This is a genomic window from Cellulomonas sp. (genome assembly GCF_036279715.1).
Taxonomy (GTDB): Bacteria; Actinomycetota; Actinomycetes; order Actinomycetales; family Cellulomonadaceae; genus Cellulomonas_A.
This window is the reverse complement of the sequence record NZ_DASUIR010000001.1, coordinates 1-12,173: the sequence shown is the minus strand read 5'-3', so window position 1 is coordinate 12,173 and position 12,173 is coordinate 1. Positions and strand designations below refer to the sequence as shown.

10 protein-coding genes are annotated in these 12,173 nt (G+C 74.0%); 4 read left to right on the top strand and 6 right to left on the bottom strand.

The features are described from left to right. Positions 1 to 95: 95 nt before the first annotated feature. Positions 96 to 1,085 (top strand): stage II sporulation protein M, encoded by a 990-nt coding sequence (locus tag VFW79_RS00050; protein ID WP_329675283.1) that lies wholly within the window; start codon positions 96 to 98, stop codon positions 1,083 to 1,085. Positions 1,086 to 1,088: 3 nt separating this feature from the next. On the opposite strand, the gene VFW79_RS00045 is transcribed toward VFW79_RS00050, so the two are convergent. From VFW79_RS00045 to VFW79_RS00020, 6 genes are all read right to left on the bottom strand, one after another. Further along, positions 1,089 to 2,288, bottom strand: a complete 1,200-nt coding sequence (locus VFW79_RS00045) for a winged helix DNA-binding domain-containing protein (protein WP_329675282.1) — start codon at positions 2,286 to 2,288, stop codon at positions 1,089 to 1,091. 85 nt (positions 2,289 to 2,373) lie between these two features. After that, entirely contained in the window at positions 2,374 to 3,666 is a 1,293-nt protein-coding gene (locus tag VFW79_RS00040) for a DUF58 domain-containing protein (RefSeq protein WP_329675281.1), read from the bottom strand. 3 nt (positions 3,667 to 3,669) lie between these two features. Then, positions 3,670 to 4,656, bottom strand: coding sequence for a MoxR family ATPase (locus VFW79_RS00035; protein ID WP_329675303.1), 987 nt, complete (start codon positions 4,654 to 4,656; stop codon positions 3,670 to 3,672). Between the two features lie 56 nt (positions 4,657 to 4,712). Continuing rightward, positions 4,713 to 5,915 (bottom strand): DUF4350 domain-containing protein, encoded by a 1,203-nt coding sequence (locus VFW79_RS00030; protein ID WP_329675280.1) that lies wholly within the window; start codon positions 5,913 to 5,915, stop codon positions 4,713 to 4,715. Further along, a complete protein-coding gene (locus tag VFW79_RS00025; RefSeq protein ID WP_329675279.1) occupies positions 5,912 to 6,598 on the bottom strand; it encodes a DUF4129 domain-containing protein in 687 nt (228 codons plus the stop codon). The genes VFW79_RS00030 and VFW79_RS00025 overlap by 4 nt, the downstream gene beginning before the upstream one ends. Beyond that, positions 6,595 to 7,836 carry a hypothetical protein gene (locus VFW79_RS00020; protein ID WP_329675278.1) on the bottom strand — a complete coding sequence of 414 codons (1,242 nt, stop codon included), beginning with the start codon at positions 7,834 to 7,836 and terminating at the stop codon, positions 6,595 to 6,597. The genes VFW79_RS00025 and VFW79_RS00020 overlap by 4 nt, the downstream gene beginning before the upstream one ends. Positions 7,837 to 8,093: 257 nt before the next feature. On the opposite strand from VFW79_RS00020, the gene mtrA reads away from it, so the two are divergent. The 3 genes from mtrA to VFW79_RS00005 form a co-directional block, all read left to right on the top strand. Then, positions 8,094 to 8,777, top strand: a complete 684-nt coding sequence (gene mtrA, locus VFW79_RS00015) for an MtrAB system response regulator MtrA (RefSeq protein WP_329675277.1) — start codon at positions 8,094 to 8,096, stop codon at positions 8,775 to 8,777. Positions 8,778 to 8,785: 8 nt separating this feature from the next. Further along, entirely contained in the window at positions 8,786 to 10,498 is a 1,713-nt protein-coding gene (gene mtrB, locus VFW79_RS00010) for an MtrAB system histidine kinase MtrB (RefSeq protein WP_329675276.1), read from the top strand. Then, a partial coding sequence (locus tag VFW79_RS00005) for an LpqB family beta-propeller domain-containing protein (protein ID WP_329675275.1) occupies positions 10,495 to 12,173 on the top strand: 1,679 nt, incomplete at its 3' end. The genes mtrB and VFW79_RS00005, both read left to right, overlap by 4 nt.

Genomic DNA, 12,173 nt, shown 5'->3' with positions numbered 1-12,173 from the left:
CTCCCTCTTGGTGTCGTGCGGTGCGTGCACGCCCGGAGCACAGAAGTGCTCGGAGCGCGGGATGCGCGAGACCGCGCTGTGGCAGGGTATCGGGCGTGGACCTCGATGCCTTCACCGCCGTGCGCGCCGGCTCGTGGGCGCGGCTCGACGAGCTGGCCCGGCGACGCAGGCTCACCGGCGCTGAGGCGGACGAGCTGGTCCGGCTCTACCAGTCGGCGGCGACGGACCTGTCGACCGTGCGTTCGAGCGCGCCGGACCCCGAGACGGTCACGCGGCTGTCGCAGCTGATCGCCCGCGCGCGCGCCCAGATCGCCGGCGCCCACGAACCTGCCTGGCGTGACATGGCCCGGTTCCTGGTCGTCTCGCTGCCGGCTGCGCTGTACCGGATCCGCTGGTGGACGGTCGCGGTCGCGGTGGCGAGCGTGCTGCTCGCCGTCGTCGCAGGGGTCTGGGTCGCGACCCAGCCCGACGCGCTCGCGGCCATGGGGACGCCCAGCGAGCAGAAGGAGTACGTCGACAACGCGTTCGCGTCGTACTACGACCCGGGTGCGGGGTTCGCCGCCATGGTGTGGACCAACAACGCGTGGATCGCGGCGCAGGGCGTCGGCCTCGGGATCACCGGCATCATGCCGGTGTTCGTCCTGGTCAACAACGCGGTGAACGTCGGCGCGACGGGCGGGATGATGGCCGCGCACGGCGAGCTCCCGATCTTCCTCCAGCTCATCGCCCCGCACGGCATGCTCGAGCTCACGGCGATCTTCGTGTCGATCGCCGCGGGGCTGCGCCTGTTCTGGACGTGGGTCGCCCCCGGCCCGCGCACGCGGACGCGTGCGCTCGCCGAGGAGGGCCGAGCGCTGTTCACCGTCGCGCTCGGACTCGTGGGTGTCCTGGCGGTCTCGGGGCTGATCGAGGGGTTCGTCACCGGCTCAGCGCTGCCGTGGGTGGTCAAGATCGCGATCGGTGCGGTGGCGCTCACGGCGTTCTGGACCTACACGCTCGTGCTCGGCCATCGCGCGGCGTCGGACGGCGAGACCGGTGACCTCGAGGCGGACCAGGCCGGGTACTCGCTCGCGGTCGCGGGGTAGCGGTCACGGCGGCGCCACCAGCACCCGGTGGTCGGCCGCGTCGTCCGCGACGAAACGGACGAGTCGTTCGGCCTCGGCCGCCACCGCGGCGCTCGTCGAGGGTTCGAGCGCGTCGAAGGGGCGCAGCTCCAGCGTCGCCAGCTCGCGACGTGGACGCACCTGGCCGCTGGGGACGCGCACGCGCGTGACCGTCCACGTCCCCGCGACGCGCCCGTCCACGAGGAACGTGCCCGGAAGCACGCCGTTGAGGCTGACGAGCCGCCGTCGGTGCTCCTCGGAGATCACCCGCGTCCGGTCGGCGTGCGCGATCAGCAGGTTGTCCAGGTCGGGCAGGAATCGGACCGGGGCGTCGACCGCGGGGTCGGGGCGCGGGGCGTCGGGCAGGTCGAAGAGCTCCCGGCCGGTCGCTGAGCCAGGCGCCGGCTCGGCCCGGAACGTCGCGAGCCGGTCGCGAAGCCGCTCGACCACCGGCCGCAGTCCCGCGATCCCCGACCACTGCTGGACGTCGGCCACGCTCGCCGGTCCGAAGGCCGCGAGGAACCGCAGCACGAGTCGCTCGAGCTCGGCGGAGCGCACGTCGGGGTCGGTGAGGTCGGGCGCGCGCCCGACGGCGTCCGGCCCGAACCACGCGTCTGCCGTCGTCCACGTCGTCGCACCCGACCGCCGCCACACCCCGCGGGGTGGCACCTGGACGAGCGGGAGGGTCCCGCGCGCGCCGTACGCGAGCGTCGCGGGTGCGACGTCTGGCCATCGTTCGGCGAGCAGACGACCGAGCTCGGTCGTGGCCCGGGGCGACTGCTCGACGAGGGCGCGGGCGGCACTCGTGAGCTCGTCGAGGTCGAGCTGGCGTAGCCCGGCACCGTGCTGGGTGTTGGTGCGCAGGTCGCGCGCGTAGAGGGCGGCCGTGAGGCTGGGGAGCACGAGCGCGTCCGCGGCCGTGACGAGGTGGATCGTGCCCCGCATGACGGCGATCCGCGCAGCGCGACGGCTCATGAGCGCCGCACCGACCTCGTCGTGCCCGAAGCCCTCGACGCGGCTCCAGAGGGCCGTGTACGGGCTCGGCGGGTTCTGCGCCTGCAGACCCACGAGATGCTCGACGAGGTCGAGGGCCGGCCCGGTGGCGCGCGCGAGCAGGTGCTGCCGCGCGAGCAGCGCACGGTTGAGCGCGGCGCGGGTCAGGAGCGGGGCGTCGACCGTCGGCACAGCCCGACGCTACCGACCGGCCCTGACACGTGCCCGGTTCGCGGTCGGCTCATCGGGGCGGCGCGTCGGCGAGAGGCGGCCGCCGCTACAGGCGCCCGGCTGCCTTGAGTGCGAGGTACGTGTCGGCGAGCCGAGGTGCGAGCTCGTCCGGCAGCGCGTCGACGATCTCCACGCCGCGTTGCCGGAGGCGCACACCGACTGCGGCTCGCTCGAGCCCGGCGCGCTCGGCGGCTGCGGCGTCGAAGACCTCGGCGGCGTCGCGGCGACCGGTGCGCAGCTCCTCGACCTCGGGGTCGCGGACCGAGGCGAGCACGACCCGGTGGCGTTCGGTGAGCTGCCCGACGACGCCGAGCAGACCCTGCTCGACCGCCGCGGGCTCGAGGGCGGTCAGGAGCACGACGAGCGAGCGTTGGGTGAGGCGCGCGCGGACGACCTCGACAGCGCCGGGCCAGTCGGTCTCGACGAGCGTCGGCTCGACGCCGGCCAACGCGTCGGCGATCGCCGGCATGAGGCGAGGACCGCTCACGCCGGCGACCCTCGCGCGCACGCGCCGGTCGAACGCGACGAGCTCGACGCGGTCACCGGCACGCGAGGCGAGAGCCGCGAGCAGCAGCGCGGCCTCGATCGACGCGTCGAGGCGAGGCGCGTCGAGCACGCGCGCGGCCGAGGTGCGGGACGTGTCGAGAACGATCAGCACGCGGCGGTCTCGCTCCGGTCGCCACGTCCGCACGACGACGTCGTTGCGGCGCGCCGTCGCGCGCCAGTCGATCGACCGGACGTCGTCCCCGATGACGTACTCACGCAGCGAGTCGAACTCGGTCCCGGCGCCCCGCAGCTGCACGGCCGCGCGCCCGTCGAGCTCACGCAGCCGAGCGAGCCGGCTCGGCAGGTGGCGCCGCGACGCGAACTCGGGCAGCACCCGCAGCGTCGCGGGGACGTCGAGGGAGACCTGGCGTCCCGCGAGGCCGAGCGGTCCGACCGTGCGGATCGTCACGCGGTCCGCGTGCCGGTCGCCGCGCCGGGTCGGGACCAGCGAGGTGACCAGCCGCCGGCCGTCGCCGGGCTGGACGTCGACCTGGTGACGGTTGGACCCCGCGCCGGCCGACGGCTGCCACGCGTCACGGACCGTCGCGCGCAACCTCCGCGGGCCGACGTTCGTGACGGTCACGGTCGACGTCGCCGACTGGGTGAGCCGGACCGAGCCGGGCACCGTCCGGGTCACCGCCACGAGCCGCGGAGAGGCCGCAAGCCCGGCGTCGAGGGTGCACGCGAGCGCGACGACGACGGCCCAGAGCAGCACCGTGCCGGGCACGGGCACGACGACCACGGCCACGATCCCGAGCGCGGCGAGCGCGACGGCCCGCCAGGTGATCGCCACGGCTCAGCGGGGGACCGGCACGGAGGCGAGCACCGTGTCGAGCACGCTCTCGGCGCTGACGCCCTCGAGCTCCGCCTCGGCGCGCAGCTGGACGCGGTGCCGCAGGGTCGGGTGGGCGAGCGCCTTGACGTCGTCGGGTGTCACGTAGCCGCGACCGGAGAGCCACGCCCAGGCGCGGGACGTCGCAAGCAGCGCGGTGGCCCCACGCGGGGACACCCCGAGCGAGAGCGACGGCGACTGCCGGGTCGCCCGGCACACGTCGACCGTGTACCCGAGGACATCGCGCGAGATCTGCACACGAGCGACCTCGGCGCGGGCCCGGGCGAGCACCTCGACCCCGGCGGCGGGCCTGACGCCGGCCGCACCGAGGTCCCGCGGGTCGAACCCGCCGGCGTGCCGCGCGAGGATCTCGATCTCGTGGTCGCGCTCGGGCAGCGGCAGCGTGAGCTTGAGCAGGAACCGGTCGAGCTGTGCCTCGGGGAGCGCGTAGGTCCCCTCGTACTCGATGGGGTTCTGCGTCGCGATGACGAGGAACGGGTCGGGCAGCGCGCGGGGCAGCCCGTCGACGGTGACCTGGCGCTCCTCCATCGCCTCGAGCAGCGACGCCTGGGTCTTCGGGGGCGTCCGGTTGATCTCGTCCGCCAGCAGCAGGTTGGTGAAGACCGGACCTGCGCGGAAGGAGAACTCCGCGGTCCGCGCGTCGTACACGAGCGAGCCCGTCACGTCGCCCGGCATGAGGTCCGGGGTGAACTGCACCCTCTTGGTGTCGAGGTCGAGCGCGGCCGAGAGCGAGCGCACCAGCAGCGTCTTCGCGACCCCCGGGACCCCCTCGAGCAGCACGTGGCCGCGGCACAGCAGCGCGATGACCAGACCGGTGACCGCGGCGTCCTGCCCGACGACGGCCTTCGCCACCTCGGTCCGGACGGCGCCGAGCGCGTCGCGCAGCTCCTGCGACGGTGTCGGACCCGTGGCGGTCGGCGCAGGGGTCAGCGCGACCCCGCTCGTGTCGTGCCTGGTCGGCCACGGGGTGTTCGGGTGTTCCTCGGTCACGATCGGTGAACCTCGCTCTCCAGCTCGTCGAGCCTGCGGGCCAGCTGTGCCAGCCCGACATCGTCGGTCGGTGGTGGTCCGTACAGCAGTGTGGCGACCTCGTCGCCCGGTCGCCCGGTCGCGCGCGCGAGCGCATCGATGACCGCGGGAGCCCCGGCGGTCCGGGGCAGCCCGACCCGAGCGGCCGCCCGCGTCGCGGCTCCAGCCCGCAGCGCCGCGGCCGCGTGCCCGTACGAGCGCGAGCGCCGGTACAGGCGGCCACGCCCGCGCGTCGTCTCGGCCGACCGCACGGTGACGGGGAGGGGCTCGGTCACGACCCGACCGAGCCGTCGTGCGCGCCACACCCCGGCGACGACCGCGACGAGGAGCAGCTCGAGCGCGAGCACCGGTGCGACGGGCGGCAGGAGATCGGTGAGCGAGGGCCCGGTCGACGTGCCCGTACCGGTGTCCGAGAGCGACGGGACGTACCACGTGAGGTGCTCGTGGCGGCCGAGCGCACGCAGGACGAGCGCGGCGTTGCCGTCATCCGTGATGCGGGCGTTGCTGACGATGCCCGCGTCGGCGAACGCCGTGATGCGCCGCGAGCCCTCGACGACGAGGTAGGCGCCGTTGCTGCGCTGGGGGCTCGGCGCCGGGAAGCACACGGTCGCGGACGGCCCGAGCGCCTCGAACCCGTCCGCGGTCCCGGAGATGGTGCCCGCGGCCTGGGCATCGGGGTCGGCGCACTGCGCGGTCCGCGGCGCGGTCGAGACCGCATCGGCTGCCCAGGACGCCCTGGCGGCGTCCGTGACGCCCTCGAGCAGGTAGTCGGGCGCCAGCAGCACCAGGTCGGCACCCGTGTGCGCGAGGCGGTCGATCTGGTCCGGGCCCAGCAGGTAGTCGCTCGTCACGAGGAGCGTCGTGCCGGCAGTCGCGTGCGCCGTCGCCGCGGAGATGGTGCGTACGTAGTCGATGGCGACGCCCTGTCGACCGAGCACCTGCGCAGCTGCGCGCGCGCCGCTGCCCTGCGGGTTGTCCGGGGCGAGCGCCGTGGTCGACGTGCGGGGCTCCGGCAGCGCCGCGAGCAGCGCGGTGAGCAGGATGACGCCGATGACGGCCAGCGGCCAGCGCGCGCGCCGCCACCGGCTGCGGGCACGGGTGCGGGTGGTCGTACCGTCGCCGATGACCGGTGCGGCGCCGACGACGCCCGACGCGCTCATCTGAGCCCCGCGTCGGACGTCAGCTCGTCCGACCTGGCTGCCGATGCCACCACGGACACCCGGGCGCTCGCGACGGCTTGGTCGAGCCCGCGCAGCCACGTGTCGTCGCTGGCGTCGGCGGGCTCGTCGCCGTAGACGACGTCGTCGAACCGGCGTGCCGCGCGGCGCAGGTCGGCGCCGAGCTCGGGTAGTCGCGCAGCGGCAGCGTCGACCGCCTCGTCGGCCGTCCGACCCGGGCGGTCGTCGAGCACCGTGCGCTGCTCCAGGTCCCGCACGATGGCACGGAACCGCTCGGCGACGGCCAGGCTCCACTGTCCTTGCGCTGCGGCCTGGTCGGCGGCGGACCTGAGCTGGTCGGCCGTGCGGCGGTCGTCTCCTGCGCGCAGCGCGCCGACGGTGCGCACCCGGCGGGAGCGGCGCACCGGACCGGCCACCCAGAAGGCGAGCACTGCGACGACGAGCAGGACGCCGACCACGACGGCCGCGACGACCAGCGAGGGAGCTCCGAATCGTGGCGTTCCCTCGAACTGCTGCTGGAGCCAGTCGAGAAAGCGCTGCAGCAGGCTGCGGCTGCTGTGGTACGCGGGATCGAGCAGCTCGTCCTCGAGCCATGAGCGTGCCTCGTCCGCGCCCGGGGTGACCGGGACGGCGGACGCGGCGAGCGCGAGGAGCCCGTCGATCACGCGGCCGTCTCTGCGGCGCGCGCCAGCTCGACGTCGAGGCCCTCACGACGCATGCGCACGTCGATGTAGAGCAGTGCGATCACCGCGGCGGAGAACACGGTCGACAAGGTCTGCGCGACGACGGAACCGGCCGACGTGAGCACGATCTGCCCGAACGAGGTCATCGTCGGGTCCCGGAACAGGACCATGGACAGGAGGCTCACGGGGTAGACGATGATCGACGCGACGACTCCGACGATCACCTGCACGAGCAGGTAGATGCCGAACAGCCGCCAGAAGCCGCCCCGCGTGAGGAGCCAGGCGCGCCGGACGGTGACCCAGAACCGCGCCCCCTCGAGCATCAGCGCGGCCGGCACGAGCAACGTCCGGACGGTGACCCACGCGACGGCGACCACGAGCGCGAGGCCGCCGACGAGCACGACGACGGCGAGCGCGCCCCACTGCTTCTGGCTCGCGAGCAGGGCGATCGAGCCGCCGTACACGGCGAAGGCGACCGACCAGGCGAGGCCGAGCAGCACCGTGAACCCGACGACCCACCAGATGCGTCCGCGCGCGATCCGGCTGACCTCGCCGACGCTGATCTTCTGGCCGATGACCGACCGGCTCACGGACACGATCAGCAGCCCGGTCAGGAGGGTCGTCGCGAGCGCGACGAACGGTGTGGTCAGGATGGTCGCCAACGACGGCCCGAACTGGTCCGCGAGCCCGAGCTCGCCGGTCGGGTCGGCCGAGCGCGCGAGGTCGTCGAGAGCGCCCGCGATCAGCCCGCCGACGTACCAGGTGAGGACAGCCTGGATGGCGACGACGACCGCCACGACCGCAGCGCTGAGGCCGAACATGACGCGCGGGTTCGCCCGGATCGCGCGGAACGACCCGTCGAGGATCTCGCCCAGGCCCAGGGGCCGCAGCGGGACGATGCCCGGCTGCAGGGCCGGCGGACGCCAGGCGGGTGCCCCGTAGCCCGGGGGCGGGCCGGGCTGACCGTAGCCGGGGCCGCCGTAGCCGGGGGCAGGTCCCCAGCCGGGCGGCTGGGAGCCTCCGGGGGCTGGTCCCCACCCCGGGGGCTGCGTGCTTCCGGGGGCTGGACCCCACCCGGGCGCCTGGGGCGTGCCCTGAGCAGGCGGTCCGACCGGCCCGGCTCCCGGCGCAGCAGCGCCCGGCCCGGCGGGCGGGGTGGTGCTCGGGTTCGGGAGCGCCCAGCCCGGCGGCCGTGGCGTGTCCTCGTGCGGGGTGGTCATCGCAAGCGCTCCTGGTTCGTCGTCGGCTCCACCGTGGATCTTCGCAGGTCCGGCGCCATGGCGTGCCGCAGTCGGCCGGGCGAGGTTCGATCCGGCCGACCGGCACATCGTGCCACGGTGCGGTACCCCGGCGCCCGGGTCGCAGTGGTTCGTCCGGCCGCCACGCGGGGGTGCGCGCGGGCCGCTCCGGCCGCGCGCAGGGGTGATCTGCGCACGCACGTCCCCATGGATCGGGTACGCGATGCGATCATGTGCGCATGAAGGGTCGAGTGCTCGTCGTCGATGACGACACCGCGCTGGCGGAGATGATCGGGATCGTGCTGCGCTCGGAGGGGTTCGAGCCGGTGTTCTGCGCGGACGGCGACGGTGCGCTGGCCGTGTTCAGGGCGTCGCAGCCCGATCTGGTGCTGCTCGACCTGATGCTGCCGGGTAAGGACGGCACCGAGGTGTGCCGGCTGATCCGGGCCGAGTCGGGCGTGCCGATCGTCATGCTCACAGCCAAGACGGACACCGTCGACATCGTCCTCGGGCTCGAGTCGGGGGCGGACGACTACATCTCGAAGCCGTTCAAGCCCAAGGAGCTGATCGCTCGGGTCCGCGCGCGGCTGCGGCGCAGCGACGACCCGGCGCCCGAGCACCTGGCGATCGGTGACCTGACGATCGACGTCACCGGTCACCGGGTCACGCGCGCCGGCGTGCCGATCTCGTTGACGCCGCTCGAGTTCGACCTGCTCGTGGCGCTCGCGCGCAAGCCGTGGCAGGTCTTCACCCGCGAGGTTCTCCTGGAACGCGTCTGGGGCTACCGGCACGCGGCAGACACGCGCCTCGTGAACGTCCACGTGCAGCGCCTGCGCTCGAAGATCGAGGCGGACCCGGAGCGGCCCGAGATCGTCGTCACCGTCCGCGGCGTCGGGTACAAGGCGGGCGTCACGCCGCAGTGAGTGCGACGGTGTCAGCGCGCGCGCGACGGGCGTGGCGCCTCATCCGCGTCCGGCTCACCCGCCGTCCGCGGGCGTTCGCTCGCTCGTGGCGCTCGTCGCTGCAGCTCCGGGTCATCGCCACGACGCTGGCGATCGGTCTCGCGACCCTGGCGGGTCTGGGCGTGTACCTCTCCGACCGGATCCGCAACGGGCTGTTCACGCAGCGGGTCGACCAGGTGCTCGAGGAGAGCGCGCGCGGCACCCAGCAGGCGCAGGCGACCTTCGACTCGTCGACGGCGACGACCTCGACCGAGGTCCAGCAGCTCATCAACGACGTCGTCCTCGCGCTGAGCTCGGGCGGTTCGGGCGACCGTGAGGTCTTCATGCTGCGGGCGCCGGGGCAGGCGATGCCCGTCCTGGTGATCCCGATGGCGTCGGACTCGAGCCTCGTCTCGCTGATCGGCCCTGACCTGCGAGCACAGACCCAGGCGGGCAAGGGGCAGCGCTGGCAGTCGGCCGCGTGGCCCTCGTCGACGGTCACCGAGGCCGGCTCGCCGAGGGTCGAGCCTGCTGTCGTCGTGGGTCAGACGGTCACCGTCCCCGTGGCGGGCACCTATGAGCTCTACTTCCTGTACAGCCTGCAGTCCGAGCAGGAGCGCCTCGCGTTCCTCCAACGGATGCTCGCGATCGCGGGGGCGGCGCTCGTGGTGCTGCTCGGCACGATGACCTGGATCGTCACCCGGCAGGTCGTCCGTCCCGTCCGGATCGCGGCGGAGGTCGCCGAGCGCCTCGCGGACGGGCACCTCGAGGAGCGCATGCCCGTGCGCGGTCAGGATGAGCTGGCGACGCTGGGCCGCTCGTTCAACGAGATGGCGGAGAGCCTCCAGGAGCAGATCATCCGCATGGAGCAGCTCGGTGCGCTCCAGCGCCGCTTCGTGTCCGACGTGTCCCATGAGCTGCGCACCCCGCTCACGACGATCCGGATGGCGGGGGAGGTGCTGCACGCCTCGCGCGACGAGTTCGAGCCCGGGATCAAGCGGTCGGCCGAGCTGCTGCTCATGCAGATCGACCGGTTCGAGGACCTGCTCGTCGACCTCCTCGAGATCAGCAGGTTCGACGCCGGTGCGGCCGTGCTCGACGCCGAGGGTCGGGACCTGCGTGATGCCGTGAGCGCTGTCGTCGAGCAGTCCGTCTCGCTCGCCGAGCGGAAGGGTTCCTGGCTGAGCGTCGTCCTGCCCGAGCAGCGGTGCCAGGCCGACATCGACCAGCGCCGCGTCGAACGCATCCTGCGCAACCTGCTGGTCAACGCGATCGAGCACGCGGAGGGAACGACGGTCGAGGTCACGCTCGACGCCGACGCCGAGGCGGTCGCGGTCACGGTGCGCGACACCGGAGTCGGGATGACGCGGGAGGAGAGCGAGCACGTCTTCGACCGGTTCTGGCGCGCCGACCCGGCGCGGGCGCGGACGACCGGCGGCTCGGGGCTCGGGCTCGCGATCTCGCTCGAGGACGCGCACCTGCACGGCGGCTGGCTCGAGGTCTGGAGCCGCCCTGCGCAGGGTGCGAGCTTCCGGCTCACGCTGCCGCGGCGCGCCGGGATCCGCCTGACCGGGTCGCCGCTGCCGCTCGAGCCCGAGCAGCCACCGGACGTCGCAGCCCCCGTCGAGCGCACGGGAGTGGACCCGGCAGCCCTGCCCGACCTCGACCAGGACACCGACCTCGACCACCTGGACGCCCGATGACCGCCGCCCGCAGGCCTGTCCGCCGCACCACCGTGCTCCCGGCGATCGCCGTGCTCGTGACGATGCTCCTGGGTGCGTGCGCGGCGATCCCGACGTCCGGCGCGGTCGGTGTGGGCGTCAACGAGGTGAGTGAGCCCGCGCCGCTCAGCCCGCTCGGTGAGCGACCCGACCCCGGGGCGGGACCCGTGGCGATCGTCCAGGGCTTCCTCACGGCGAGCGCGGCCGGCTTCAGCCGGGACCCGAGCGCCGACGTCAACAACGACTTCAGCGTCGCGCGCGAGTACCTGGCCGGAGAGGCGCGCGGCACCTGGCGGCCGCGCGAGCGCGTCGTCGTCTACCCGACGTCGTCGATCCCGGAGATCACGCTGGTGTCCGACACTCAGGTCCAGGTCAAGCTGACCGTCGCGGCGCGGATCGACGCGAACGGCCAGTACGCCGAGGCCGCGCCGGGGGCCCAGGAGTCGCTCGCCTTCGACCTCGTCGAGGACAGCTCCGGGCAGTGGCGGATCTCGGTGCTCGACGACGGCGTCGTGCTGTCGGCGCCGAGCTTCGAGCAGGTGTACCGGTCGGCCGCGATCTACTTCCTGTCTCCTGACAAGAGCTACCTCGTGCCCGACGTCCGGTGGTTCCCGGTCCGCAACCTCGCGACGTCGGTCATGCAGGCGCTGCTCGCCGGCCCCTCGGCCTGGCTGCGGGACGGCGTGCGCACAGCGGTCCCGGACGGCGTCGAGCTGACCCCGGACGCCGTCCCGATCGCGGCCGACGGGACCGCGGAGGTCGGGCTGTCGGGGGCGGCGCTGGCCGACGCGGCCGAACGCGCCCTGCTGCTCGCGCAGATCGAGGCGACGCTCCGGATCCCCCGGGTGAGCGGGGTCGAGGTCACCGCAGGAGGCGTCCCGCTCAGGACGATGCCGACCGTGCTGAATCGCGGGATCGACTCCGAGGCGCCGCTCGAGGCGCTGCAGGGCGACGTCGTGATGACGATGTCGAAGGGCGCGCTCATCCCGGTCGACGGCGTGGGCTCGCTGGCCGGGCTGGGGGCTCACGACGCTGCTCGTGACGAAGCCGGCACGTTCCGCGTCCTGCTGTCCGGAACGGACTCGCTGGTCCTGGCCCCCACGCTCGACACGCCCGCGAAGGTGCTGCTCCAGGCGCCGGGGCTCGTGCCGCCGTCGGTGGACCGGCTCGGCTGGGCATGGTCCGCGCATGCTGGTGCGAGTGGCGCACTGGACGCGGTGCGGGCCGACGGGCAGCTCGTCTCCGTCGGGGCCGACTGGCTCGCGGGGCGGACGGTGCGGTCGTTGCGCGTCTCGCGGGACGGCACCCGGATCGCGGTCCTGTCCAGCGGGCCCGACGGGCTCACGCTCGACGTCGCTGCGGTGATGCGGGACGACAAGGATCGGCCGCAACAGCTCGGTGACGCGCTCGGTGTCGGCGCCACGCTCGTCGATGCGACCCGCGTCGTCTGGGTGGACGACTCGACGCTGGGCGTCCTCGGCCGCTCGGGCGCGGCGACCGCCGCGGCCTACCACCTTGTGCCGCTGGCCGGTCAGACGCGGGCTCTGCCGACGCTCGACGACGCGGTGACGATCGCCGGCGGCAAGGGCGAGCGGGCCTTGTACGCGGCGACGTCGGACGGGCAGCTGTTCTGGCGGTCCGGTCAGAGCTGGGTCGT

Bases quoted from the DNA above. Each gene is read 5' to 3' on its own strand.
- VFW79_RS00030 (WP_329675280.1), bottom strand. From the start codon at position 5,915: ATGAGCGCGTCGGGCGTCGTCGGCGCCGCACCGGTCATCGGCGACGGT.
- VFW79_RS00020 (WP_329675278.1), bottom strand. From the start codon at position 7,836: ATGACCACCCCGCACGAGGACACGCCACGGCCGCCGGGCTGGGCGCTC.
- mtrA (WP_329675277.1), top strand. From the start codon at position 8,094: ATGAAGGGTCGAGTGCTCGTCGTCGATGACGACACCGCGCTGGCGGAG.